Origin of the sequence: Actinomyces sp. zg328 (genome assembly GCF_009829635.1) — a bacterium.
GTDB classification, from domain to species: domain Bacteria; phylum Actinomycetota; class Actinomycetes; order Actinomycetales; family Actinomycetaceae; genus Actinomyces; species Actinomyces marmotae.
This window is the reverse complement of the sequence record NZ_VWPE01000003.1, coordinates 202,548-227,033: the sequence shown is the minus strand read 5'-3', so window position 1 is coordinate 227,033 and position 24,486 is coordinate 202,548. Positions and strand designations below refer to the sequence as shown.

Annotated in this window: 21 protein-coding genes; 12 read left to right on the top strand and 9 right to left on the bottom strand. The window is 71.7% G+C overall.

Annotation, left to right across the window (positions count from 1 at the left end; translation table 11 throughout):
- Positions 1-9: 9 nt before the first annotated feature.
- From GVV75_RS03460 to GVV75_RS03435, 6 genes are all read left to right on the top strand, one after another.
- Positions 10-1,170, top strand: a complete 1,161-nt coding sequence (locus tag GVV75_RS03460) for a cell filamentation protein Fic (protein WP_159813474.1) — start codon at positions 10-12, stop codon at positions 1,168-1,170.
- Between the two features lie 282 nt (positions 1,171-1,452).
- Positions 1,453-2,832 (top strand): cellulose synthase operon protein YhjQ/BcsQ, encoded by a 1,380-nt coding sequence (locus GVV75_RS03455; RefSeq protein WP_159813472.1) that lies wholly within the window; start codon positions 1,453-1,455, stop codon positions 2,830-2,832.
- Positions 2,829-4,058 (top strand): TadA family conjugal transfer-associated ATPase, encoded by a 1,230-nt coding sequence (locus GVV75_RS03450; RefSeq protein WP_159813470.1) that lies wholly within the window; start codon positions 2,829-2,831, stop codon positions 4,056-4,058. The genes GVV75_RS03455 and GVV75_RS03450 overlap by 4 nt, the downstream gene beginning before the upstream one ends.
- Complete coding sequence (locus GVV75_RS03445; RefSeq protein ID WP_159813468.1) at positions 4,055-5,365, top strand: type II secretion system F family protein; 1,311 nt, start codon at positions 4,055-4,057, stop codon at positions 5,363-5,365. The genes GVV75_RS03450 and GVV75_RS03445 overlap by 4 nt, the downstream gene beginning before the upstream one ends.
- Positions 5,366-5,384: 19 nt before the next feature.
- Entirely contained in the window at positions 5,385-6,128 is a 744-nt protein-coding gene (locus GVV75_RS03440) for an HAD family hydrolase (protein WP_159813466.1), read from the top strand.
- A 93-nt stretch (positions 6,129-6,221) separates the two neighbouring features.
- The gene (locus GVV75_RS03435; protein ID WP_159522715.1) at positions 6,222-6,734 is read left to right on the top strand and encodes a PH domain-containing protein; all 513 of its coding nucleotides are present in this window, start codon (positions 6,222-6,224) and stop codon (positions 6,732-6,734) included.
- 119 nt (positions 6,735-6,853) lie between these two features.
- On the opposite strand, the gene GVV75_RS03430 is transcribed toward GVV75_RS03435, so the two are convergent.
- Together GVV75_RS03430 and GVV75_RS03425 are read right to left on the bottom strand one after the other, a co-directional pair.
- Complete coding sequence (locus GVV75_RS03430; protein ID WP_159522716.1) at positions 6,854-7,384, bottom strand: carboxymuconolactone decarboxylase family protein; 531 nt, start codon at positions 7,382-7,384, stop codon at positions 6,854-6,856.
- 50 nt (positions 7,385-7,434) lie between these two features.
- The gene (locus GVV75_RS03425; protein ID WP_159522717.1) at positions 7,435-8,016 is read right to left on the bottom strand and encodes a peroxiredoxin; all 582 of its coding nucleotides are present in this window, start codon (positions 8,014-8,016) and stop codon (positions 7,435-7,437) included.
- A gap of 306 nt (positions 8,017-8,322) precedes the next feature.
- On the opposite strand from GVV75_RS03425, the gene GVV75_RS03420 reads away from it, so the two are divergent.
- Positions 8,323-9,243 (top strand): phosphatase PAP2 family protein, encoded by a 921-nt coding sequence (locus tag GVV75_RS03420; protein ID WP_159813464.1) that lies wholly within the window; start codon positions 8,323-8,325, stop codon positions 9,241-9,243.
- Positions 9,244-9,462: 219 nt separating this feature from the next.
- Here GVV75_RS03420 and GVV75_RS03415 read toward each other — a convergent pair whose 3' ends face one another.
- Positions 9,463-11,133, bottom strand: a complete 1,671-nt coding sequence (locus tag GVV75_RS03415; RefSeq protein WP_201288692.1) for a sensor histidine kinase — start codon at positions 11,131-11,133, stop codon at positions 9,463-9,465.
- Positions 11,130-11,915: a response regulator transcription factor gene (locus GVV75_RS03410; RefSeq protein ID WP_159522719.1), complete on the bottom strand. Its 786-nt coding sequence runs from the start codon at positions 11,913-11,915 to the stop codon at positions 11,130-11,132. The genes GVV75_RS03415 and GVV75_RS03410 overlap by 4 nt, the downstream gene beginning before the upstream one ends.
- A gap of 284 nt (positions 11,916-12,199) precedes the next feature.
- Here GVV75_RS03410 and GVV75_RS03405 point away from each other — a divergent pair, with 284 nt between their 5' ends.
- The 5 genes from GVV75_RS03405 to GVV75_RS03385 all read left to right on the top strand — a co-directional run bounded on the left by GVV75_RS03405 (position 12,200) and on the right by GVV75_RS03385 (position 18,763).
- Positions 12,200-12,742: a hypothetical protein gene (locus tag GVV75_RS03405; RefSeq protein WP_159813462.1), complete on the top strand. Its 543-nt coding sequence runs from the start codon at positions 12,200-12,202 to the stop codon at positions 12,740-12,742.
- Between the two features lie 190 nt (positions 12,743-12,932).
- A complete protein-coding gene (locus GVV75_RS03400; protein ID WP_159813460.1) occupies positions 12,933-14,279 on the top strand; it encodes a diguanylate cyclase in 1,347 nt (448 codons plus the stop codon).
- Positions 14,280-14,421: 142 nt separating this feature from the next.
- Positions 14,422-17,364, top strand: coding sequence for a type I DNA topoisomerase (gene topA, locus GVV75_RS03395; RefSeq protein WP_159813458.1), 2,943 nt, complete (start codon positions 14,422-14,424; stop codon positions 17,362-17,364).
- A 419-nt stretch (positions 17,365-17,783) separates the two neighbouring features.
- The gene (locus GVV75_RS03390) at positions 17,784-17,924 is read left to right on the top strand and encodes a hypothetical protein (RefSeq protein WP_159813456.1); all 141 of its coding nucleotides are present in this window, start codon (positions 17,784-17,786) and stop codon (positions 17,922-17,924) included.
- Positions 17,925-18,286: 362 nt separating this feature from the next.
- Positions 18,287-18,763 carry a hypothetical protein gene (locus tag GVV75_RS03385; protein ID WP_159813454.1) on the top strand — a complete coding sequence of 159 codons (477 nt, stop codon included), beginning with the start codon at positions 18,287-18,289 and terminating at the stop codon, positions 18,761-18,763.
- 83 nt (positions 18,764-18,846) lie between these two features.
- Here GVV75_RS03385 and GVV75_RS03380 read toward each other — a convergent pair whose 3' ends face one another.
- From GVV75_RS03380 to GVV75_RS03360, 5 genes are all read right to left on the bottom strand, one after another.
- Positions 18,847-19,440 (bottom strand): TetR/AcrR family transcriptional regulator, encoded by a 594-nt coding sequence (locus GVV75_RS03380; protein ID WP_235905104.1) that lies wholly within the window; start codon positions 19,438-19,440, stop codon positions 18,847-18,849.
- Between the two features lie 140 nt (positions 19,441-19,580).
- Positions 19,581-20,966 carry an MFS transporter gene (locus GVV75_RS03375; RefSeq protein WP_159813518.1) on the bottom strand — a complete coding sequence of 462 codons (1,386 nt, stop codon included), beginning with the start codon at positions 20,964-20,966 and terminating at the stop codon, positions 19,581-19,583.
- A 94-nt stretch (positions 20,967-21,060) separates the two neighbouring features.
- On the bottom strand, positions 21,061-22,089 hold the full coding sequence (locus GVV75_RS03370; protein ID WP_236266042.1) for a DMT family transporter: 1,029 nt from the start codon (positions 22,087-22,089) through the stop codon (positions 21,061-21,063).
- Positions 22,090-22,243: 154 nt separating this feature from the next.
- Positions 22,244-23,371 carry a serine/threonine protein kinase gene (locus GVV75_RS03365; protein WP_159522725.1) on the bottom strand — a complete coding sequence of 376 codons (1,128 nt, stop codon included), beginning with the start codon at positions 23,369-23,371 and terminating at the stop codon, positions 22,244-22,246.
- Positions 23,372-23,518: 147 nt separating this feature from the next.
- Positions 23,519-24,484 carry a carbamate kinase gene (locus tag GVV75_RS03360; protein ID WP_159522726.1) on the bottom strand — a complete coding sequence of 322 codons (966 nt, stop codon included), beginning with the start codon at positions 24,482-24,484 and terminating at the stop codon, positions 23,519-23,521.
- Between the last annotated feature and the right edge of the window lie 2 nt (positions 24,485-24,486).

Genomic DNA, 24,486 nt, shown 5'->3' with positions numbered 1-24,486 from the left:
AGTGGCAGCGTGATCACCATGGGAGCGAGCATCGGCCTGTCGTCGGGCGCCTCGGGCGGGCGCCCGGGCGGCTCCGCGGTCCCCGCTGGGACCGGTGGGGCGCGGCTCACCGGCGGCGCTGGCGGCGCTGGCGCGCCTTCCCGAAGCGCGACGGGCGCCGGGGTGGGAGGCGCCGAGCGCGCCCTCGTCAGCGCCCTGGCGGCCATCGCCGAGGACGCTCGCGTCGCCCGGGCGCAGGAGGCTGTGCGCGAGGCCAGCGCGGAACTGCGCTGGCACGAGGCGCTTCGGCGACGCTGGCGCGAGGCTCGTGCGGAGGCCGCCATCCGGGGGGCCATCGCCTCGGGCGCGATCGAGGGAGCGCTGGTGAGCGCGTCCACGCTGCGCGAGCAGGTGGCCGCGGGCCGCCTGGAGCGGCCGCTGAGCGGGGACCCCTCGCTCGACGCCGTCGCAGGGATCTGGCGCGCGGGCGTGCGATTGACCGGGTTCATGCCGGACCTGCGCGGGCAGGGCCGGCCCGCTGAGCCCTCCCCACGATCTCTCCTGGCCGGCCTGCACCGCGATCTCGCGGGCCCCCTGGCGGCCTCGGGGGCCATCGGGCTCGACGAGGTGGCCGTGCCGCGCACCGCGCTCCCGCCCGGCAGGGGCGGAGCGGCGGGCGAGAATGGCGCTGATGGCGTCGCGGGCGCTGACGGCGCTGACGGCGTCGTGGGCGCGCGGAGCAGCGGGGGGGCCGTCAGCTCTGCGGCGCTGGGGGCGGCGCCGCGCGAGGGAGGGCCCGGCATGGCCCCCCGGGGCAGGGCCCTGGCCGAGCGGCTCGACGCGCTCCTGGCGATCATCGCCGCCCCCGGCGTCCCGGCGCTGGTGCGCGCCGCCGTCGTCCATGGCGAGATGATCGCCGCGCGACCCTTCACGGCCGGCAACGCGGCACTCGGCCGCCTCCTCGTGCGCCATCTCATCACCCGCGACGGACTGGAGCCCACGGGCGTGGCCGTCCCCGACGCCTACGCGCGCCGCGCCCCCGGGGCCTACAGCGACGCGGCGGCCTCCTACGCGCGAGGCGACGCCGAGGGCGTCATCGCCTGGACGATCTGGCAGGCCGAGGCGATCCTCGTGGGCATCACGGAGGGCGTCGAGCTGTGCCGCGCCATCCAGGCGGGGCGGACGGGGTGAGCGGGCGACGGCGCAGCGCCTGACGCCGCCCGGCCGCGCCGGGGCGCGGCCGGGGCGCCCAGAAGCGCCCGGCCACCGTCGCGGCGAGTCGCGGTGGGGTTGCGGCAGAGCGCGGTGGAATGCGCGCTGGAGGGCGCGCGGGGGCGCGGCGGCCGGGAACCACATGCGCTCGGACGCGCCTCCTCCGGCCCCCTATGTGGAGGCCATCACCGCGGGTGATCCCCGGTGGGCGACCCTGGAGCGGTACCGCGCCCCGCCGATCCGTCCGCGAAGGAGCCCACCATGAGACACGCCGCCCCCCGCTCCACCCATCCAGGCCTCCCTGCGCTGCGCGGCCGTCCAGGAGCGCCCGCCCCCGGCGCGCGCGGCACCGGTGGTGCCGGAGGGCCGGGAGGCGTCGAGGGCGGGCGGCCCCGCGAGGAGGATCCCGTTGACTGGCCCCTGGGTGAGCATGAGGAATGGGGATCCTCGACCCCCGGGGGATCCGCGGGGGACGCCCTGGCCGACGGCGTCGTCGTCGCCGTCCTGCTCCGCCCCGGCCACCAGGGTGGGCCCCCTGAGGAGCCACTGCCCGGATGGGCCGCCGATATCGTGCTGGCCTGCACGGGCCTGGAGCCTCAGGCGCTGGTCTGCTCATATCCCGAGGCGCCCCGGGCGGCTTCCGACCTCGTCCAACGCGCGCGAGCCCTGCGCCGCCGCACAGGTGCCACCCACGCCCTCATCCTCGTGCCCGACGACCTCCCCGCCCTGGCGGAGAGCCTGTCGCAGCGCCCGGACATCTCCGCCGCCACGCTCCACGAGGCGCTCGACGCCCCGCAGTCCGGTGCGCTCGCCTCCCTCATCATCGCGACCGGGCACCCGGGGCGCGCCCGCGTCATCGCTCTGACAGGGGCCAGGGGAGGACTGGGGACCACGACGATCCTGCTGCTCCTGGCCCGCGCCATGGCCGCGGCGGGGCGCGGTGTGGCCATCGTCGACCTCGACCCCGCGGGCGGCATCGACCTCATGATGGGGGAGGGCGTCCGGCCCGGGCTGCGCTGGCGGGACCTGCCCGAGAAGGAGGGCTCCTACCATCCCGAGCGCCTCGCCGAGGCCCTGCCGCGATGGTCGGGGATCCGCTTCCTGACCGGTGACCCCCGCGGCGGCCCGGTGAGCGCTCCGCAGGCCGCTGCCGCGCTCGCGGCGATCGAGGCCTGCCACGACGTCGTCCTGGTGGACCTCCCTCGGGGCGCCGAGCCGCCGCCAGAGGCCGAGGTCGTCATCGTCATGGGATGCGATGTTCGCTCCGCCGAGGCCGCCGAGTCCATCGTCGCCCGCCTGGGCGGGGGCGAGCCGGGCCCGGAGGATGGCTCCCGCCCGGTGGCCGGGAGCCTGGGGCGGGAGCGCGCTGAGGGGCCGCGATGCCTCGGCCTGGTCCTGCGCCAGATCGGGGAGGACCTCGCCCCCGAGGAGATCACCGGGCTCACCGGCGCGAAGGTGCTCGGGCGGGCGCCGTCGGACCACTCGGTCGCCTCCCGCATCGCCCGGGGCGACGATCCCGGCCGCAGCCGCGGGCCCCTGCGTCGGGCCATCCGCCCACTGGCCGCCCACCTCCTGGAGGGTGACGACGCCGTCCTCTCGCGAGCCCCCTGGGAGGCTGAACTGGAAGAGGGGCGGCCATGAGCCCGGAGCCCGCCCCACTCGGCGCCCAGCGCCCCGGCCACGGCACCGCCCCGGACCTCGCCCGCGTTCGTGGCGCCCTCGCCCGGGGCGCGGGCCTGGGGCGGGCACTCAGCGAGGGGGCCGCCTCCACCACCGGCGCCACGGGGATCGCCTCCCTCACCCGCCTCGTCCACGCCGATGTCGACGGCGCCGGGGCGGCCCTCACGCCCCTGCTCGAGGCTGAGGGCGTCACCGATGTGCTCGTCGGCGGCGGGATGACCTGGATCGACCGCGGCAGCGGCCTCGAGCCCGTCCCGCAGGCGCGCCTGGACGAGCCCGAGGCCCGGGCACTGGCGGTGCGCATGGCCGCCTCGGCCGGGCGCCGGCTCGACGACGCCGCCCCGATCGTCGACGCCACCCTGCCCGACGGCACCCGTCTCAACGCCGTCCTCCCACCGCTCAGCGCCGACGGCACCCTCATCTGCCTGCGCACGAAGCGCCGCCGCGCCTTCACCCTGCCCGAACTCGTCGAGGCTGGCACGATCGCCCCCGGACTCGATCGGATCCTCGCCGCCCTCGTGGAGCGGCGCGCCTCCTGCCTCATCACCGGCGCCACCGGGACCGGCAAGACCACTCTCCTCGCCGCGCTCCTCGGGCTCGTGCCCGCCGACGAGAGGATCGTGTGCATCGAGGAGGCCAGCGAGCTCGCCCCGGACCACCCCCATGTCATCCATCTCCAGGAGCGCGGGGACAACGTCCAGGGCGTCGGCGCCGTCCCCATGACCGCCCTCGTGCGAACCGCCCTGCGCATGAGGCCCGACCGCATCGTCCTGGGGGAGTGCCGCGGCCCCGAGGTCCGTGATGTCCTCACGGCCCTCAACACCGGCCATGAGGGCGGGTGGGCCACCCTCCACGCCAACTCCCCGGCCGACGTCCCCGCCCGCCTCACCGCGCTGGGGGCGCTCGCGGGCCTCGACGAGATCGCGGTGGCCGCGCAGGCCGGTAGCGCCCTCGACGCCGTCATCCACCTGCGGCGCGAGGCCGACCCATCCGGGGCGCGCCGTCGCGTCTCCTCCCTGGGGCTGCTCTCTCGTGAGCGGGATGGCCGCCTGGCCTGCCACGAGGCCCTGCGCATCCAGCCCGATGGTGCCATGGAGGCGGCGGCGGCCCACGAGGGGCTCCTGGCGCTGACCGGGGGAGTGGGCGCCCTGGCGGGTGGCGCTCGTGGAGCGGGGGAGGGATCATGAGCGGCGCGGCCGGCGGCTCGACACCCCTCCTCACAGCACTCCTCGCCGCCACGGCGGTGGCCGTCCTCCTCCTGCCCGCCCGCCGCGAGATGCGCCCGCCGCCCGGGGGCTCGGGCGAGGGGGTCTCGGGCGCGGGAGGCTCAGCCGGTCGGGGAAGCGCGCGCGGCACTGTCGCAGGGGGCCGGGCGACTGCGCGAGCCCGCCGGGGCCGCGCGGGGGAAGCGGACATCGGGCTCACCCTCACCGAGGTCGCAGCCCTGCTGAGGGCCGGGGCCACCCCCGATCGGGCCTGGTCACGGGCCCTGAGCCGCTCGGGAGTCCCGGAGGACGCGGGCCTCATCCCCGCCGCCGACGGCGTCCCGCCCGCCCTAGCCTCCCTCACAGGTGGTCCCGCGCCCTCCTGGTTGCCCAGGCGCGACGCGGGCCGCTGGTCGTGGCGGCCTCCTCTCAGAGGAGCGGTCGCGGCGGACCAGGCGATGCGCGCCGCCGTGCCCGGAGCCGTCGCCGCCTGCTGCCTCACTCGGGCCCTGGGCTCGCCATTGGCCGGAGTGCTGGAGTCCGTCGCCGAGGGCGTCTCAGAGGCGGGCCGGGCCCGGGCCTCGCGGCAGTCCGCGCTCTCCGGGCCCCGCACCACCGCGCGCCTCCTGGCCGGCCTGCCGCTGGTGGCGCTCGCCCTGGGGGCGCTCGTCGGGGCCCATCCCGAGGACCTTCTTCTGGGAGGGTCCTGGGGGAGCGCGCTCGGTCTGGCCGGGATCGGCCTCATGGTCGTCGGACACCGCCTCACCCGACGGCTTGAGCGCGCCGCCATCCACGGGCCTCCCGCGCCGGGTCGATGGGGTCGGGGCGGGAGGCGGGGTCCGGCGCGGCGCGAACCGGTTGACGAGGCTCTCGTCCTCGACCTCGCCGCGGCCGCCCTTGAGGCGGGCGCCTCCCTGCCCGGGTCCCTGGGGGCCCTCGGCCAGGCGCTCGGCGAGGATCAGCTCGGCGTCGTCTCCCGCGCCCTCCTTATCGGCGCGAGTTGGGGGGAGGCCTGGGACGCGCCGCAGGACGCCGCTTGGAGGGCCTCGCGTGGTCGCCTCGAGCACTGCCTGCGGCCCGGCTGGGAGGACGGAGCGTCGCCGTCGTCGCTGTTGAGCCGCACGGCCACCTCGATCCGGGCGGGGCGGCGCGCCGCCGATGAGGAGGCCGCCGAGCGCCTCGCCGTCCGCCTCGTCATCCCCCTGGGCCTGTGCCATCTGCCCGCTTTCGTGCTGCTGGGCATCGTCCCCGTGGTCGCGGGTGCCGGATTGGACATCCTGGCCGGATGAGGGAGGGCAGACTGGGCGCATGAGTCCCCTCCGCCTGCCGCCGCCCACTCGCGCCGTGCTCGTTGATATCGACGGCGTCCTCGTCGACCACCGCCGCGCCTCCGACCGCGCCTCCTACCTGTGGGCCTCCGGCCTGGAGGGCTGGGAGCTCGGCCCGCGGGAGACCGCCGAGCTGTGGGAGGCCATCGACCGGCGCCACTTCGCCCGCTACCAGGCCGGCGAGCTCGACTTTTCCGGTCAGTTGCGCGAGCGGGTGCGCGAGTTCGTGCCCGGCGGGAGCGCTCTCAGCGATGCCGAGGCAGATTCCCATATGGCCGCCTACCGCGCCATCTATCGCCGTTTGTGGCGCGCCTACGACGACGTCCCCTCCTTCCTGGCCCGACTGGAGGCCCTGCGCGCCGCCCGCGAGCAGGCCGCGGCCGCCGGCGGGCCCGCCGCCCCGCTGGCGGTCGCCTACCTCACCAATGGCGACGCCCCCAGCCAGGAGGAGAAGCTCGCCGCCGTCGGCGCCCGCGTGGCCGGCTGGGAGATGCTGGCCTCGGCCCAGATGGGTGCCACGAAGCCCGATCCCGCGATCTTCTTCGCCGCTTGCGCGCGCCTCGGCGTGGCACCGGCCGAGGCCCTCATGATCGGCGACGACGTCGGAGCCGACGTCGACGGCGCCCTGGCCGTGGGGATGCCGGTAGTCCACCTGCGGCGGGGCGATCAGGGGCCGTCGCGCGCGGTCCCCACCGTCACGAGCCTCGACGAGATCGAGTTCTGAGCCCCGGCTCGGCGCCCGCTTAGCGCCCGCCGTCGTCCTGGCGCCGCTCCCGGCCGCCTCGCCCCGGAAGGTGATTGCTGGCACGATGGGGTCATGGCATTGTCGAAGAAGCAGCTGAGCCAGGACGAGGTCATCGTCCGGCACATGCATACCCACCTCAAGGTCCTCCTGTGGCGGATCATCGCGCAGGTCGTCCTCATCGCCGTCGGCATTGCGGCCTCGATCCTCCTGCCGGGCGACTGGTCCCCGTGGAGCCACCTCGCTGTGTGGGTCGTCGTCCTGGTGGTCTCGGTGCCCGTGTTCCTCCTGCCCTGGTTGGTCTGGGCGACGACGACCTACACGATCACTTCCAAGCGCGTGATCACGCGCTCGGGCATCCTCAACAAGCGCGGCCATGATCTCCCGCTGTCGCGCATCAGCGATGTCCAGCAGAACCGGGCGCTGACCGACCGGATCTTCGGGGCGGGCACCCTGCGACTGGAGACGAGCGCGGGCGACCCCCTCATCCTTGAGGACGTCCCCAGCGTGGCAATGGTGCAGGTCGAGATCTCCAACCTGCTGTTCAACGACATTCAGGGCGCGATCGACGCCGATCCCGACCACTGAGGCCGCTGAGGCCCCTGGCCTGGCCGCGCCGCAGTGGCCTCGGCCCGCGTGTATGACGGATCCCCGTACCGGGCGGTACGGGGATCCGTCATACGTGGTCAGCTGCGCGTGGCGGAGCGTCAGCCGATGGTCTCGACGACGGCGACGGCCTGGGCCACGCCGGTGAGGGTGGAGGCGATGCGCACGGCCTCCCAGACCTGCTCGGTGCTCAGGCCCTCGCCGCGAACGGTGGCCTCGTGCGAGGTGATGCAGCGCTCGCAGCCGTTGATCGTGGACACGGCGAGGCTCCACAGCTCGAAGTCGACCTTCTCAACGCCGCCGGCAGTGCCGATGATGTTCATCCGCAGGCCCATGCGCTCGTTCTCATAGGCGTCGCCCAGGAAGTGGCGGGTGCGGTAGGCGACGTTGTTCATCGCCATGATGGAGGCCGAGCCCAGGGCGGCATTGATGGCCTCCTCGCTCAGGTGGGCGCGGGCGTCCTCGAGGACCTGCACGAGGACGGACTCGTTGCGGGTCGCGGCGGCGGCGGCCACGAAGGTGCCCCACTGCTGCTGCTCGGTGAGCGTGGAGGAGCGGGACAGGGTGGACAGGTTGAGGGAGAGGTCCTTGGCCCACTCGGGCAGGGCGGAGCGGAGGTTGTCGATGCTCATATCTGTGTTCTTTTCTTGTCAGGGCTCGTTTGTGCGGGGGGGGGGGGGGCTCAGTGGGCCATCTCGCCCAGGGCGTCGATGGTGGCGGCGCCGGCCTGCCAGTTGCAGGCGCACAGCTCGTCGGACTGGAGGGCGTCGAGCTGGCGGAGGGTCTCGTCGGTGTTGCGGCCCACGGAGTCGGAGGTGATGGACACCGACTGGATGACGTTGTTGGGGTCGATGATGAAGGTGGCGCGGTCGGCGACGCCGTCGGCGTTGAGGACGCCCGTGGCGGCGGCCAGCTCGCGCTTCAGGTCCGAGGCCATGGGGAAGGGCAGGTCCTGCAGCTTCTCGTGGCTGCGGCGCCAGGCGTAGTGGGTGTACTCGTTGTCCACCGAGACGCCCACGATCTGGCAGTCGCGGTCCTCGAAGTCCTGGTAGAGGTCGCCGAAGGCGGAGATCTCGGTGGGGCACACGAAGGTGAAGTCCTTGGGCCAGAAGAAGACGACGCGCCAGGTGCCGGCGGGAACGGTGGAGGAGACGGTGGTGAAGTAGTCCTCGGGCTTGCTGGCCTCGACGTCCTTGAGGTTGCCGGGGACGACGGCGGTGAGCTCGTAGGTGGGGAACTGGTCGCCGATGGTGAGAACGGCCATGGAAGAACCTCCTGGATGTGATGAAGCGCTGCTAGACCAGAGGTGACGCCCTCTGTTCAGTCCTAGGGTACGGCCCCAGACCGATAAGTGCAACACCTATATATCACATCATTGGTCAACCCCACCTATTTCCGAGACCGGTCGATATCACGAGCGAGACCGGTTCTCGAACCGGTCTCGCTCGTGATATCGACCGGTCTCGGCGAGGAGGGGGAGGGGGTGGGGGAGGGCGCGGGGTGGCGCGCGCCACCGTGAATCGCGAGACCTGAGCGCCACCGCGGCGCGGCGGGGATTTAGCATCGTTGGATGCGATCCCCCCGACCGGCCCAGAGTGCCCTGGCGCATCCGCGCGCCAGGGGCCTCGCCCTCGCGGTCGCGTGCTTCGCCGGTCTCCTCGCGCTGTGGTGGGCCTTCGTGGACACCTTGCCGGGACAGTTCCTCGAGGCCGCCGCTCTGGCGGGCTCGGAGATCGGCTCGCACCGGGTGGACGGGCATGCGCGCATGGTCCTCTCGGCCATCTCAATGCCGGCGGCGGTGCTGCTCGTCGTCGTCATCCTGCTGGTCGGCCTCCTGCGGCGCAGCCACCGGCGCGCCCTGTGGGCCCTCGTCGCCGTCATCGGGGCGAGCGCCAGCGCGCAGGTCCTCAAGCACTGGATCCTCTTCCGCCCGGACTACGGCATCACCGCGCGCTGGGACAACGCCAACACGCTCCCCTCGGGGCACACCGCGATGGCGGCGTCGGCCGCGGTGGCGCTCATCCTCCTCGTGGACGCCCGCTGGCGGGTGCCCGCAGCCTGGCTCGGCGCGGCGATAACGGTGGCGATGGGCTATTCGACGCTGGTGTGCCAGTGGCACCGACCGGCTGACGTCATGGCCGCCGTGCTGCTTGCGGTGGGCTGGGGCGCGCTCGCGGTGGCCGGTGGCGCGTGGAATGACGCGGGGCCCTCCTCCCACGCGCCCCCCGACGGCGCCGATCGCGGGGCCTGCCCGGCACCGGCTCTGGCCGCTCTCTGGCTTCTCGGGGCGCTCGGCGCGGCCCTCGCCCTCGCCCTGGGCCTGTGGGTGCTGACCCGCATGGACTCGCCCCTGGGCCGTTGGGAGTACTTCGCCTCCTACGCCACCGGATCGGTCGCCCTCGCGGCGGCGAGCTGCCTGTCCATGGCGGGGCTCGTGGCGCTCGCGCCCGACGGCGAGGCTCGGGCTCCGTTGGCCCTGGAGGCTCCTTAGGCCTGGGGGCTTGGGCCGCCTCGTCATCCACTCCGAACTCACCGGCCACACCGGTCTGGGTGCCGTCGTCGCTTTCGCGCCCACAGGTGCGCTCTGCACCCACAGGTGCGCTCCGCACCCACAGGTGCGGGCAGGACGCACCAGTGGGTGCTAACAGCACCGCTCAGTGTGGAACGCACCGCTGAAGGCTCCGCGAGCGCGCACGCCGCCCGGCCCGCCCTACTCGACGTCGGCGGCGGGCAGCTCCACGGTGAACACCGTCCCGTGGTCGGCCTCCTCTGTGCTCGTCTCCACCGTGAGGGCGCCCCCGTGCGAAGCGACGATCGCCAGCGCGATCGACATGCCCAGACCCGTTGAGCCCGTCGAGCGCTCCCGGGAAGCGTCCCCGCGGGCGAAGCGAACGAAGATGCGATCCCGCATGGATTCCTCGATCCCCGGGCCGTTGTCCGCCACTCGGATCACCAGGCGCTTGCCGTCCCGCTCCAGGGTGGTGGTCACGCGCGTCCCCGCGGGCGTGTGCACCCGGGCATTGGCTAGCAGATTGACGATCACTTGGCGCAGGCGCGCCTCCTCGCCCTCCACGATCGCGGGAGTGGGCTCGAAGTCCTCGGCCTCGTCCTCACTCATGCCCTCCGGGGGGGTCAGGATCGCCAGGTCGAGGGACCACTCGTGGTCAGGGCCGGCCGCCCGGGCGTCGGCGACGGCGTCGACGAGGATCCCCACCAGATCCACCTCCTCGCGGGCCACCGGGCGTCCGGAGTCGAGCCTGGCCAGCAGGAGGAGGTCCTCGACGAGCGCCGTCATCCGCAGGGACTCCGAGTGGACCCGGTCTAGCGCGTAGGAGGCCTCCTCCGACAGCCCGAGCGGGCCCGCCGCTTGGCTCGCGCCTCCGGGCGCGCCGGTTCCACCGGGGTGCTCCCGCTCCCCGCTCCCGCGCCGTATGAGCTCGGTGTAGCCGCGAATCGAGGCCAGGGGGGTGCGCAGCTCGTGGGAGGCGTCGGCGACGAACTGGCGCACCTGAGTCTCCGAGCGCTGGCGCGCCGCCAGGGCGGAATCGACATGCCCTAGGAGCGTGTTGAGGGCCCCGCCGACTTGGCTGACCTCCTGCGAGGTCGCCAGGTCGGCGTCGTCGACCCGCTCGTCGATGCTCACCTCGCCGCGGTCCAAAGGCAGGGAGGCGACGCGCTGGGCAGTGCACGCCACCCGCTCCAGGGGTGCCAGCGAGGAGCGCACGAGGGCGCGGCCGCTGAACGCCGCGATCGCCGCCCCCGCCAGGGCGATGAGCCCGAGGAAGAGGATCTGGCCGCGCACCAGGTCGTTGTCCTCCTCCATGGACAGGCCCGTGATCACCTTGTCCCCGGTGCGGCTGTCGTGCTCTACGAGCACCCTGTAGACGCCGAGCGAGTCGATGCGCACGCTCACCGGCTTGCCGGTGTCCTTCAGGTCCAGCAGGGAGGAGACCTCGGCGGCGCTCAGCGCGCGATAGGTGCCGTCGTCGCGGATGTAGCCGGCCGTGATCGCACGGGACGTGGCCGGGGTGCTTCCGCCCGCCTGCTCACCCGCGATGACGGCGGTCAGCGTCCCCGCCCGCTGCCCCACCGCGTCCAGGCCCTTGGGCACCGAGTGGTCGTGATGATCGGGGGGCGTGGAGCGCGTCCCGTTATCCGCCTCATCCTCGTTGGGCACCACCTCCAGGGTCTGCTCGGGGACGTCCCCGTGGCGCCGGAACTCGACGCGGTTCGCGGCCGCCCGCACCTGGCTGTCGAGGCGCTCGATGAGGCCGTTGCGCAGGGATAGCGTGGAGATGGCGCCGATGACGGCGGCCATGATGAGGACGATGCCCAGGACGCCCGCGACCAGGCGCGTGCGCAGGGAGCGGGGCCTGCTCACCCCTGGGTCCCGGCGCCCGCCCCGCCCGGGCCCGCCGCGCGCTCGGAGCGCTCCTGGGCCTCAGTGGGCTTGAGGACGTAGCCCACGCCGCGCATCGTGTGGATCATCGGCTCGCGGCCCTTGTCGATCTTGCGGCGCAGGTAGGAGATATAGAGCTCGACGATATTCGCCTGGCCCCCGAAGTCGTAGTTCCACACCCGGTCCAGGATCTGGGGCTTGGACAGCACGCGGCGGGGATTGCGCATGAGGAAGCGCAGCAACTCGAACTCGGTGGCGGTCAGGCGGATCTCGGTGTCGCCGCGCCAGACCTCGTGGGAGTCCTCGTCCATGCGCAGGTCGCCGACCGCCAGGATGTTGGCCGGCTCGGCGGTCGAGGCCCCGGAGCGGCGCAGCAGGGCGCGCAGCCGGGCCACCACCTCCTCCAGGGAGAAGGGCTTGGTGACGTAGTCGTCGCCCCCGGCGGTCAGGCCGGCCACGCGGTCCTCGACCGCGTCCTTGGCGGTCAGGAACAGCACGGGGACGCCCGGGGTGTGGTCGTGGATGCGGCGCATGACCTCCAGCCCGTCGAAGTCGGGCAGCATGATGTCCAGGACGACGACGTCCGGCTGGATCTCCTTGGCGGCGCGCACCGCGGCCACGCCCGTGGAGGCGGTCGTCACCTCCCAGCCCTCGTAGCGCAGGGCGGAGGCCAGGAGATCGGCGAGCATCTGCTCATCGTCGACGACGAGGACGCGGACCGGTGAGCCATCGGATCGGGTCAAGGTCTCGGCGGGAGTACTCATATCGCCTATCCAACACTCCTTCCCTGTGTCTGCGCTGTGAAACTGTGGCCATTTCCAGGATGACTCAGGCTGTCCTCACTTGAAGTGAATCGGGCTTCGATGGAATCGAAGCCCTACACCCTGACGGAAGTGACTCCAGTGGAAACGACCATCGGGAACCGCCGCTACTTCGACGCCGAGGACGTGTTCTTCTCCTCGACAGATGACAAAGGCGTCATTCGCGCCGCGAATGAGCCATTCCTTCAGAGGTCTACGGACGGGTGCACGCCGCCGAGCGAGAGCGAATGGACTCGGGTGCCAACCGCCGCGAGGGGGCCGAGGGCCCCGCGGCCGAGATCCTGGGCGGGGCCCGCCGCGTCGAGGCCTCCAGCGACAGCCTCGTGGACCGCATCGGGGACTTCCGGGAGGTCGTCTCCTCCCTGGGGGCCTGGCTCGACGGCGCGGAGTCCATCCGAGACTGCGCCCAGCGCGCCGCCGCCCTGGTACGGACTTTGGCCAGTGAGGATCCGGAGTCGTCCGCGCCCGGGCTGGCTGAGCGGATCATCGAGCGCTGCGAGCGGGCCGCCATCGCCGTGACCGGTCTGAAGGATTCCGTGGCCTCCTTCGCCGATGCCATGGAGTCGATGGCCTTCAGTGCCGCGCTCATCCGCCTGCACACCCTCGTGCTGGGTGCCTACGCCGCCTCCGTTGTCGACGGGGCTGAGGCCGACGAATCCCTCGCCATGCACGAGCTCGTGCACGGTCTTGAGGCCGACCTGAGCACCGACGACGAGGCCCTGGGCGGCGCCGTTGAGCGGATACGGGCCGCTCTCGCCGCGCTCAGCTAGGCGCTGCGCCGTCGAGCGGTGATCCTCGTGACGGCGCCCGCGCCGCTTCGATAACGATTCGGTAGCAGTGTTGAGGGGTTTTGCCGGATACTGTGTCTGAAAAGCGACCTTCGTTGGTAGGTTTCTGCTGGTCGGCGGCTTCCCGTGCGCGTCGGCTTCCTCCCTGGGATAGCAGCAAAGGACATCTACGTTGGAATCGCAGATCGGCTACGAGAGATTCTTTGACCCTGAGGACATCTTCTTCTCGACCACCGGCCCCAAGGGCGTCATCCGCCGCACGAATCGGACCTTCGACTCCCTGTCGCGCTACTCGCGGGACCGCCTCCAGCGCGCGCCGCACAACATCGTCCGCCACCTGGATATGCCCGCGGGCCTGTTCAAGCTCATGTGGGATGACCTGGGCGCCGGGCGGCCCGTGAGCGCCTACGTCCTCAACCGCGCCGCCGACGGCGTCGACTACCGCGTCTTCGCCACCATCGTCCCGATCCGTGACGGCTTCCTCTCCGTGCGCACCAAGCCCCTGCGCGAGGGCGCCCAGCGCGCCATCGAGGAGGCCTACCGCCGCGTGCGGGCCCGTGAGCGCGAGTTCGCCGGCCGGGGTGCCTCCCGCTCCCAGATCGGCGAGATGGGTGCCGCTGAGCTCGCCGCCGAGTTGGCCGGCCTGGGCTACCCCGCGCTTATCGACGCCACCCGCGCCCTCCTGCCCGCGGAGGTCAGCGCCCTGGTCTCCCAGGGTGTGCGCGTCCCGGACTCCACCGGCGTGAGCGGGCCCGTCGCCGACATCCTGCGCGCCGCCGCGGACCTCGAGCGCTCCACCAACCGCCTCGTCTTCCAGCTCGAGGAGTACCTCAGGCTCTTGGGCTCCCTGGAGGCAACGAGGGACTCGATGCTCCGGGTCGCCGAGCGCGTCGAGTTCACCGGCCGGGTCCTGGGAGCCCAGGCCCGCACCTCCTGGCAGCGCACGCGCAGCGACGAGATCGCCGAGCGCGTCGTCGAGCTGGCCGGCCAGGCCGCCCCCGCCCTGCGGGCGCTGCCGAGGCGGATGAGCGCGGCCCGGGACGGCGTCCTCGACCTGCGCTTCTCAGTGGCCCTCATGCGGCTCATGACCCTCATGGTCGGGCGCTTCTCCCGCTCGATCCTCGACGGCAGTGAGGAGGACCCGATCGGCTCCATCTCCGACCTGTGCGAGGCCCTGCACTCCGTCGTCGGCGCCATGGACGCCGTCTGCGCCCGCGCCCGCCAGGCCGCGGAGACCCTCGACGCCGATCTGCGCGCCGTCACCCCCCAGATCGATCGGATCACCCGCCGCACCCGCCAGTGGGTGGATGACAAGGCCGCGACGCGCGCCGTGACCCCGGCCGACACCATCGACCAGGACATGCTGGAGGTCCGCTCCTTCGCCCAGCAGGGCGCGCCCGAGGTGCGGCCGATGGCGGCGCTGGCCGCCGAGTGCCGCACGATCGACCTCCCCTTCGACTCCGCCGCCGCCCATCAGCTCATCGGCTCCATCATCACCGCGCTCGGCCAGCTGTCCTGACCCCGGGCGGTCCGCCGGCCGGGCGGGGAGCGCCGGGCGCCGATGGGTTAGAGTCGGCTCGGGCGCCCGCAAGGGGCGTCGAGGTTGTGCCGTCCGCTGCTGCGCGCGCGGCGGTTTCCCAACGTCGCAGGAAGGTTCCCCCGTGCCCCGCAAGCTCGTCATCGTCGAGTCCCCCAACAAGGTCCGCTCGATCGCCGGATACCTGGGCCCCGATTTCGATGTTGAGGCCTCCGTGGGCCATATCCGCGACCTCGCCCAGCCCTCCGAGCTGCCGGCGGCGGAGAAGAAGGGCCCCTACGGGCGCTTCGCCGTCGACGTCGAGGACGGGTTCAAGCCGTACTACGTCGTCAACCCCGACAAGAAGAAGACCGTCACCCAGCTCAAGAAGGCCCTCAAGGAGGCCGACGAGCTCTATCTGGCCACCGACGACGACCGCGAGGGCGAGGCCATCGCCTGGCACCTCCTGGAGGTCCTCAAGCCCAAGGTGCCGGTCAAGCGCATGACCTTCACCGAGATCACCAAGGAGGCGGTCACCCGCGCCCTGGACTCCACGCGGGACATCGACTCCCACCGCGTGGACGCCCAGGAGACCCGCCGCATCCTCGACCGGCTCGTCGGCTACGAGGTCAGCCCCGTCCTGTGGCGCAAGGTCCGCGCGGGCCTGTCCGCCGGGCGCGTGCAGTCCGTGGCCACCCGCCTCGTGGTGGAGCGCGAGCGCGAGCGCATGGCCTTCGTGCCCGCCGGCTACTGGGGCGTTGAGGCCCGCCTGAGCACGGGCCTGGGCGGGCTCGATGAGGCCGCTCGCGCCGAGGGCTCCTTCACTGCCCGCCTGGCCGCTCTCGACGGGCGCCGCGTGGCCACCGGGCGCGACTTCACCGACGGCGGCGAGCTGACGGCGTCGGCCCGCAAGGCGAGCACCGTCCACCTCCACGAGGGCGCGGCCAAGGCCATCGCCGAGGCCGTCATGCGCGCCGTCCCACGCGTGGCCGAGGTGGAGGAGAAGCCTTACAAGCGGCGTCCTGCCGCTCCCTTCACCACCTCCACCCTTCAGCAGGAGGCCTCCCGCAAGCTCCGCATGAACCCGCGTGAGACCATGCGCGTGGCGCAGGGCCTGTACGAGAACGGCTTCATCACCTACATGCGCACCGACTCCACGGTGCTCTCCGGCCAGGCCGTGGCCGCCGCCCGCGCGCAGGTCGCCGAGCTCTACGGGCCCGAGTACGTGCCCGCCAAGCCGCGCGTCTACGCCGCGAAGACCAAGGGCGCCCAGGAGGCCCACGAGGCCATCCGGCCCGCCGGCGACCACTTCCGCACCCCCGCGCAGGTCAGCGGCGAGCTCAGCGGCGCGCAGTTCCGCCTCTACGAACTCATCTGGAAGCGGACCGTCGCCTCCCAGATGGCCGACGCCGTCGGTTCCACCGCGACCGTCCGCGTGGAGGTGCCCCTGGCGCCCGCCGATGGCGGCTCGCGCGACTCCGGGCACACCTTCTCCACCGCGTCCCTCACCGCCTCGGGCACCGTCATCACCTTCCGCGGATTCCTGGCCGCCTACGAGGAGGGGCGCGACGCCGAGCGCTACTCCGAGGCCGTCGCGGGCAGTGCCGGTGAGGCCGTGAGCGGCGGCGAGGCTGGCGGCGCGGGCGCTGCGGGCGCTGGGGCCGGCGGTGGGGGCGCGCAGTCGCGCGAGGCGCGCCTGCCCGCCATGATCGCCGGGCAGGAACTCGCGGCCCTCGGCGCCGAGGCCGCCGGGCACGAGACCACGCCGCCCCCGCGCTACACCGAGGCCTCCTTGGTCAAGGCCCTGGAGGAGCGCGAGATCGGCCGCCCCTCCACTTACGCCGCCACCATGTCCACCATCTCCGATCGCGGCTACGTCGATCACCGGGGACAGGCCCTCGTGCCCACCTGGCTGGCCTTCGCCGTCACGCGCCTGCTGGAGGAGAACTTCGCCGAGCTGGTGGACTACGACTTCACCGCCTCCATGGAGGCCGACCTCGACCGCATCGCCGCCGGGGAGGCCGACCGGGTCGCTTGGCTGGCCCGCTTCTACTTCGGGGCGGATGGGGCGGACAGGGCGGGGTCTGCGGGCTCGTCGGGGTCTGCGGGGGCCGCTGGGAGCGCCGGGGGAGCGGGCCAGGATGGCGAGCGCGGCCTGCGCGCCATGCTCGACACCCTCGGCGAGATCGATGCCCGGGCCATCAATTCCGTGCCGATCGGCGAGGGCATGACCCTGCGCGTGGGCCGCTACGGCCCTTACCTGGAGTCCGACGACGGCAAGCGCGCCAACGTGCCCGCTGACCTCGCCCCGGATGAGCTGACCGTTGAGCGCGCCCGTGAGCTCTTCGCCCGCGCCGCCGACGACGGCCGCGAGCTCGGCGTCGACCCGTCCACCGGCCACACGATCATCGCCAAGGACGGGCGCTACGGGCCTTACGTCACCGAGGTGCTGCCCGCCCCGGAGGGCGGGGCCGACGCGGAGGAGGCGTCGTCGTCGGGGGCGAAGAAGAAGCGGACCACGAAGAAGGCTGCCGGGCCCAAGCCGCGCACGGCGAGCCTGCTGAAGTCGATGGACCTGTCCACCGTCACCCTGGAGCAGGCGCTCGACCTGCTGAGCCTGCCGCGCGTGGTGGGCCAGGATGCCGAGGGCGTGGACATCACCGCGCAGAACGGGCGCTTCGGGCCGTACCTGAAGAAGGGGACGGACTCGCGCTCCCTGGCCACCGAGGAGCAGATCTTCACGGTCACCCTGGAGGAGGCGCTCGCGCTCTTCGCCCAGCCCAAGACCCGCCGCGGCCAGGCCGCCGCGCGCGGGCCCCTGCGCGAGCTCGGCACGGACCCGGCCACCGGCAAGCCCGTGGTCATCAAGGATGGGCGCTTCGGCCCTTACTTCACCGACGGCGAGACGAACGTGACGCTGCGCCGGGGTGATGACCCGGCCACCGTCACCCCCGAGCGCGCCTACGAGCTCCTCGCTGAGAAGCGCGCCAAGGGCCCCGCCAAGAAGCGCGCCACCCGCAAGACCGCCACGAAGAAGACGACGACGGCCAAGAAGAAGTCCCCCTCCGCCGAGACCGGTCGAAAATAGGAGCGAGACCGGTCGAAAATAGGAGCGAGACCGGTCCTCGCGAGGGTGCGCGCGAGTGCGGCTGGGCGAGCAACGGCATTGAGGCGCTCACCGGAAAGCCGTCAACGAGCCGTTCCACGGGCAGCTACAGCGCGGCCGGCCTCAAGGTGGGAAATCGAGCGGGGTCACGCCGTCGCGCTCAGTTCGCAGGGGGGGAGCCTTGGCCGCCCTGGGATGAGAATCCTCTGCACGACGACCACCCCAAGGACTCGAAGGGCAACGAGTTGCCGGCACGGCTGGAGTACGGTCATGCCTACCAGGTTGTCTCGGTTGACCTGGGCAACCCGAACGACCCCTCCGACGACACGGTGACGATCCGGAACCCGTGGTATCCGAACCAAGTCATGACAATGCCCTACGAGGACTGGAGGAAGTGATCCATGGTAGGCGGATCGCCGGACGGCCTGCGTGACTGGTGGTTGGAGAAAAGGAAGTATCTGAGGATGGTCCGCAAGGTGCTTATTGGAGCCGTCAGCGTCGTCGTCGTGCTCGTCCTCGCCGTCGTTGGTGTGATGTGGTGATCGTTGCGTGCGGGCACACCTGACCTGCCTGAAGAGCTTGAGGCGCTGCGCGGGGAGGCGCAGGTCGAGGGTGAGGCGCGTCCGTTCCCCATTGCCGGCGGGTGGAGGGCAGTGCTGTTCTCGGTGGAGACCGGTGGCGCCAAGGTGCAGGTCTGGTCGGCTGATGAATCCGGTGAGGTTGTGAGTGAGTTTCTTGAGGATGGATGGTACGAGCGGTGTGGTTGGCTCGTGCACCGTCGCCGTGCTGGAGACCCACCCTGGTCGGTCCGGGCGTGCGCCGGGCAGCCAGACCGGCTGGGCGCTGCTGCACATCAGCTGTCCGCCTCATCCCACCACCAGCCCCAACGAGACGGCCACGACCGGTGCGAGCGCGAGGCCATCCGCCACCCCCGGCGCTACCACGGATAAGGGCTGACCGGACCGCCTCCACCGGCCGCCTCACCCCGGACCTGACGGCGCCGCTGACTTCCCGGGCGGGCATCACCGTCTCCCCGGCACGCTGCAATGAGCCGGGCGTCCTCGCCGGCGGCTCCACGGTCGTCAGCGGCGACGACGGCGTGGTGACGAACAACGGTCAGTCCTCGGTGATCAACGACCGTTACGGTGCAGGCCTCTACGCCGACGGCAAGTTGAGCATCACCAACAACGGCGACGGCACAGCGCTGGTCGTCTCGCCGACCGGGAACCGCACCGTGAAGGCTGAGCCGCTGCCCAAGGCGCCGCGCGTGGAATGCTTCCCCAGCATCGATGCCGCCAAGCCGATCGAGTCCTGCGGAACGGTCGTCACCCTCACTGATGGTCTCCTGTTGCCGCCCTCCGGGGCGCTGCGCCGGGGGTGATGACCCGGCCACCATCACGCCCGAGTGCGCCACGCGCTCCTCACCGAGACCGGTCTCGCTCTTAATTTCGACCGGTCTCGCTCCTATTTTCGACCGGTCTCGGCGAGGGCGCGGACGAGGGCGGCCGCGGTCTCGCGCACGTCGCGGCGCTCGGACAGCGCGGTGACGACGGCGCCGTCCACGACCGCGATGATGATCTCGGCCGAGTAGCGCAGCGAGAAGCTCTCCGCGATGCGGCTGATGGCGGCGTTGAGCCGCTGGCGCCCCTCGCGGTAGGCCGACCCGACGGGCGCCGAGGCCCCGGCGGAGATCAGCTGGAGGTAGTGGCCCAGGTACGGGCCCTTCTCGGGCAGGGTGGCGCGCAGCAGGAACTCGATCCGCTCATCGAGGCCGGGCCGCTCCTCCAGGGCCTCGACGGCGTCGGCCACCCGCTCCGCGCGCGCGGCCCACAGGCTGATGTTGAGCAGGCCGGCCTGGTGGAGGAGATCGTCAAGGCCGTCGAAGTAGTACGTGGTGGCCGACAGTGAGCACCCGGCGCGCTGGGCCACGGCCCGATGAGTGACCTCCTTCGGGCCGGATTCGCGGATGATGGCGGCCGCGGCGTCGATAATCGCCTGCCTGCGGGCCTCCCCCTTGGCAGTCGACGCCTTCTCCCGCCGGTCACTGGTCGTTTCCACGGCGCTGCACATGCTGACACGATAAGGCCAAAACGGCGCCGTGGGGATGTGAATCCAGATGACGGCGTGTGAGTCGGCCCCAGGAGCCGCGAGATCTCGCGCCCGCTGGCCGTCCGCCGTCGGCGGGGGGGCGAGGCCACTCAGCGCGATGGCAAGGATGTCGCGGACTTCGCGCCCTCCTCGGTGAAGGCGGTGAGGTCGGCGTCGGAGTGCTCCGGCGCCACGATCATCGCGCCCAGCGCGGCCAGCGCTACGACGCTGAGGTAGACCGCGGGCGCCAGTGGGGAGCCGGTGACGGAGATGAGCCAGGTGGCGAGGAAGGGCGCCGTGCCGCCGAAGAGGGCGTTCGCCGTGTTGAAGGACAGGGCGAAGCCGGAGTAGCGCACCTCGGTGGGGAAGGACTCGGCGAGGAAGGTGGCCAGGGTCCCGTCATTGGCGGTCAGGATGACAGCGAAGATCAACTCGCAGGCGAGGATGACCCAGATGTCGCCGCCCTTCATGATCCAGAACAGTGGCACGGACAGCGCGATGAAGGCCACGCAGGCGCCGATGAGCATCTTGCGGCGCCCAATGGTGTCCGAGAAGTGCCCCATGACGAAGATCGAGGAGATGTAGCCGCAGAGCATGATTGAGGTCAGCAGGTTGGAGGTGCTCTTCCCGATGCCGATCTCCTCCTGCAGGTAGGTGGGCATGTAACTCAGCAGCAGGTAGAAGCCGACGGCGTTGAGGCAGGAGACCCCGAAGGCGATCGCCACCGTCCGGCCGTGCCTGCTCAGGACATCGAGCACGGGCGTGCGCCGCGACGGGCCGGCGGCGGCCTCGAGCTGCGCGCTCATCTCCTGGAAGGCGGGGGAGTCCTCCAGGTGCACCCGGATGTAGCGACCGACGACGCCCAGGGGGCCGGCCAGCAGGAACGGGACGCGCCAGCCCCAGGACTCCATGGAGGCGTCGTCGAGGAGCCAGTGGAGCAGGGCCACCAGGGTGGAGCCCGCGAGCAGCCCGGTCGCCGTGGAGGCGGGCACGAGGCAGGTGTACAGGCCGCGCCTGCCCGTGGGGGCGTACTCGGCCAGGAAGGTGCCCGCGCCCGCGTACTCGCCGGAGGCGGAGAATCCCTGGATGAGCCGCAGGAGCAGCAGGAGGATGGCGGCGCCCAGCCCGATCATCGAGTACCCGGGCAGGAAGGCGATGAGGAAGGTGGAGCCGGACATGATGAGGATCGACCACGACAGCGCCCAGCGCCGCCCGAACCTATCCCCCCAGGCTCCCCAGACGACGGCGCCGATGGGCCGAAGAAGGAAGGACATCGCGAAGACGGCGAAGGTGGACATGAGCTGGACGGAGGTGTCGCTCTCGGGGAAGAAGACCTTGCCGATGACGACGGCGAGGTATCCGTAAGAGGCGTAGTCGAACCACTCGATGAAGTTTCCGATGAAGGACGCCGCCGCCGCTCGGCGTACTGTCGCCCCCTGGGCGCTGCTGGGGATCACGGTTGAGGGGGGAGGGGCAGTACTACCGTCGGCGGTCATGGGCATCTCTCCGGGTTCGTGGACTGTCAGGGGCTGTTCAGTGGCGACGGCCGCCCCTCGCGCCATGGCGATACGGGGGCGGCCGTCGATGAGGTCAGGCGGTAGCGACAGAGCGTTTACCGGCTCGAGCGAGAGCATCGACGATGATCGGGGCGAAGCCTCCTCCCACGATCAGGGCTCCACCGATCATACCGATCGGGGTCAACTGCTCGTGGAAGATCAGCAGGCCGCAGACGATCGCCACCGGGCACTCCCAGTAGGAGATCGTGGACATCTCCACGGCGGGCAGGTTCCTTCCCGCCACGACGAGGAACCCGAGGGCGACCAGCCCGCTGAAGACGAACAGCAGCGCGGCCGAGCCCCAGTTGGAGCCGGTGAAGGCGCTCACCCCGTGCCAGGGGCGCAGGATGAGCGCCATGCTCAGCGCCGCGACGGAGGCCCACACGAAGTTCCACACGCCGCGGACGATGGAGTCCACGTCCTTGCGGTACCCGTTGAAGAACAGGGCCATGCCGTAGAAGGCGCCGGACAGCAGGCCCAGGAGGTCCCCCATGGCCTTCTTCGGGTACTCGGCCGAGGTCACCGACAGGTCCAGCCCGAAGGAGAGCGCCCCGTCCTTGTAGTCGATGATCCCGATCGTCATGAGCATTCCGACGAACACGATGAGCAGGAAGAGCCCGTTGAGGCGGCTGATCCTCTCCTTGCGGAAGATCCTGGCCAGGATCGTGCAGAACAGGGGCCCGGTGTAGATGAGGAAGACCGCGTTGGCGATCGTGGTCAGCAGCGTGGAGGAGATGTAGCAGCCCAGCGACAGGCCGATGGAGATCCCGCCCATGATGATGGCCGGGCTGAGCCGGGTGGCGCGGAACAGCGCGGCCTTGTGGGTCGCGAAGAGCAGGATGGTGAAGCCCACCACGCCCGTGAGCATGCGGCCCGAGGCGAGGAAGGAGCCGATGACGGCCTTGTCATCGGGTATGAGGCCATTGGTGGCGCCCCGGCTGAAGGTCCCCACCAGGCCCATGCCTGTGGCGGAGATGAGCATGGCGATGGCGCCGAGCTTCTTGTCCATGACGTAGGTGGACCCGGCGGCCTTGAGATCAGGGGTGGTCGAGGTGTCGTTCATTGGGGTGCGTCCTATGCGTCCTTGCACGTGGTGGATCCGGTTCAGGCGCCGTTGCCTGGAAGGCCCCGGTGGGCACAGGGACCGGGCGCGAATGCCTGGTCAGGTGGATGGTCCCTGGGGGCCGGCAGGCACCGGCCCCCAGGGACCCGGTGTCTCAGACGAGGGTCGGGTCCTCGACCTGGTTCGGGAAGTAGTCCTCGCAGCCGCCCTCGCGGTAGACGTCCGCCGTCGCGCAGTGCAGGGCACCGCCGAACGGGTAGGCGTCGCGGAACGGGACGGGGATGACGTTCATGCCGAGCTTGTCCATCTGCTCCATCTGGTGGACCTCGCTGGCCTCGCAGATGACGGTCTTGTGGTCCAGGACCAGGCAGTTCATGGACAGCCACACCGAGGAGTAGCACAGCGGCGGCGGGGTCTCGTGCGCCGGCATAGCGGCGTCGACGATCTGCCAGTCGTTGGCCTCGAAGATCTTCCTCTGCTCCTCGGGCAGGTGGCGGTGGGGGTTGTTGATGATGAGCCCCGGCCGCAGCGGCACGAAGGTGGCGTCGATGTGGATCGGGTAGGGGTCACCCGGGAAGTTGACGGCGTGGACGCGCAGGTCCGGGTAGTAGCGCTTGAACCACTCCATCGCGGTGCGGTTGGTGGTCAGGCCGTGCTGGATGAACAGGTCCTTGCCCAGCCGCAGGACGTCGGCCGCGTCCCACATGGGCTCGGCCTCGGTGGTGACGAAGTCCTTCGCGGCGGTGCGCTCGAGGCGCTCCTCCAGCGAGATCTTCTCGTCGTAGTAGTTGTGCTTGTAGGAGGCGTTGGTCAGGCGCGGGCGGGGGGCCTGCGTCCACTTGAACTCCGGGTCCTCGTCGAAGTACTTCTTCATGAGGGGCCAGTAGGCCAGGTACTCGAAGTAGCGGCAGCGGAAGGAGTTGGCCGAGGCCATGATCTCGTTGCCGATGGTCAGCAGGATGTCGCGGGGCGGCATGCAGGTCATCATCGAGTCGGTGCGGAAGTCCGGGGTGATGACGGGCTGGTTCCACTGGAGCGGGGTCGGGCGGTCGACGATGACGCCGTGGTCCTCACAGACCTTGGCGAGGTAGTCGAGCTGGGCGTTCGCCTTCTCGACGGTCTCCGTGGGGCGGGGGCCCCACATGCCGCGCATCTCGGAGTCGATCGGCACCTTCTCGCTGGTGGCGGGCTCCTCGGGCGGGATGACTGAGAAGTCGGCGCGTCCGACGATGACGCGCTTGAGGGGGTCGAAGTCGTTCCACGAGTTCACGATCTTCGTCATGGGGAAATCACTCCTTTGTGAGTGCGGCGGTGCGCCGCGGGTTTCGATGCATCGAATGAATGGTTGACGGATCCGCTCAGCGGAAGAGAGGTCCTCCTTCCTGGGGCTCGTGGGCGTTCCGGGCGCTGACGGCCGATCGGCGCCCGGTCAGTTGGTCGTGCGGTCGGGCACCGGCGGCCGGATGTCGTCCGGCCCGCCGTAGTTCCCTCCCGGGGTCACGATCGTCCCGGAGACCCCCTCGATGATCCCGATGGCGTCCTCGAGGCGGCCGATGGCGGCCATGTCCCCCGTGAGCTCCACGAAGCGGCACACGGCCTCCACCTTGGGGCCCATGGATCCCGCGGGCAGGTCCATGGCGCGCAGCGAGGCCGGGGTGGCGCGGTCCACCCGCTTGGCCTGCGGCGTCCCGAATCCCTCCTGGACGCCGTCGACGTCGGTGAGGATGAGCAGGGCGTCGGCATCGAGGTGCTCGGCGAGCACCGCGGCGGTCAGGTCCTTGTCGATGACCGCCTCGACCCCCTGGAGCTTGCCGTGCTCGTTGCGGATGACCGGCACGCCCCCGCCGCCGGCGCAGATGACGACGGCGCCCGCGTGGAGGAGGGCCCGGGCCATCCGGGTCTCGATGACGCGCTGGGGCCTGGGCGAACCGACGACGCGGCGGAAGTGCTCGCCGTCCTTCTTGACCGTCCAGCCCCTCTCGGCGGCCAGCCTGTTGGCGGTGGCCTCGTCGTAGACCTCGCCGACGAACTTCGTCGGGTTGGCGAAGGCCGGGTCCCCGGCCAGGACGAGGGTCTGGCTCAACAGGGAGGCGACCTGCCTGCCGGGCAGGGCGTTCTGCATGGCCTGGAGGAGCCAGTAGCCGATCATCCCCTGGGTCTCCGCGCCCAGGGTGTCGAAGGGGTAGCACTCGCTCAGGCGGTCATCGTTGGCGGACTCCAGGGCGAGCACGCCGACCTGCGGGCCGTTGCCGTGGGTGATGATGAGCTCGTGCTTCTCGGCCAGCAGGGCCAACTGCTTGGCGGCCGCCTGCACATTGGTGATCTGGGTGCGGGCGTCGGGTTTGTCCCCCCGGCGCATCAGGGCGTTGCCGCCCAGGGCAGCGACAATGCGCATGG

What these genes read in the sequence shown, in the direction of transcription:
- GVV75_RS03440 (WP_159813466.1), top strand. Translation starts at nt 5,385, where the DNA reads ATGAGTCCCCTCCGCCTGCCGCCGCCCACTCGCGCCGTGCTCGTTGAT.
- GVV75_RS03430 (WP_159522716.1), bottom strand. Translation starts at nt 7,384, where the DNA reads ATGAGCATCGACAACCTCCGCTCCGCCCTGCCCGAGTGGGCCAAGGAC.
- GVV75_RS03360 (WP_159522726.1), bottom strand. Translation starts at nt 24,484, where the DNA reads ATGCGCATTGTCGCTGCCCTGGGCGGCAACGCCCTGATGCGCCGGGGG.
- GVV75_RS03370 (WP_236266042.1), bottom strand. Translation starts at nt 22,089, where the DNA reads ATGAACGACACCTCGACCACCCCTGATCTCAAGGCCGCCGGGTCCACC.
- GVV75_RS03445 (WP_159813468.1), top strand. Translation starts at nt 4,055, where the DNA reads ATGAGCGGCGCGGCCGGCGGCTCGACACCCCTCCTCACAGCACTCCTC.
- GVV75_RS03390 (WP_159813456.1), top strand. Translation starts at nt 17,784, where the DNA reads ATGGTAGGCGGATCGCCGGACGGCCTGCGTGACTGGTGGTTGGAGAAA.
- GVV75_RS03455 (WP_159813472.1), top strand. Translation starts at nt 1,453, where the DNA reads ATGAGACACGCCGCCCCCCGCTCCACCCATCCAGGCCTCCCTGCGCTG.
- GVV75_RS03450 (WP_159813470.1), top strand. Translation starts at nt 2,829, where the DNA reads ATGAGCCCGGAGCCCGCCCCACTCGGCGCCCAGCGCCCCGGCCACGGC.
- GVV75_RS03375 (WP_159813518.1), bottom strand. Translation starts at nt 20,966, where the DNA reads ATGACCGCCGACGGTAGTACTGCCCCTCCCCCCTCAACCGTGATCCCC.
- GVV75_RS03405 (WP_159813462.1), top strand. Translation starts at nt 12,200, where the DNA reads ATGGACTCGGGTGCCAACCGCCGCGAGGGGGCCGAGGGCCCCGCGGCC.
- GVV75_RS03420 (WP_159813464.1), top strand. Translation starts at nt 8,323, where the DNA reads ATGCGATCCCCCCGACCGGCCCAGAGTGCCCTGGCGCATCCGCGCGCC.
- GVV75_RS03425 (WP_159522717.1), bottom strand. Translation starts at nt 8,016, where the DNA reads ATGGCCGTTCTCACCATCGGCGACCAGTTCCCCACCTACGAGCTCACC.
- GVV75_RS03410 (WP_159522719.1), bottom strand. Translation starts at nt 11,915, where the DNA reads ATGAGTACTCCCGCCGAGACCTTGACCCGATCCGATGGCTCACCGGTC.
- GVV75_RS03365 (WP_159522725.1), bottom strand. Translation starts at nt 23,371, where the DNA reads ATGACGAAGATCGTGAACTCGTGGAACGACTTCGACCCCCTCAAGCGC.
- GVV75_RS03435 (WP_159522715.1), top strand. Translation starts at nt 6,222, where the DNA reads ATGGCATTGTCGAAGAAGCAGCTGAGCCAGGACGAGGTCATCGTCCGG.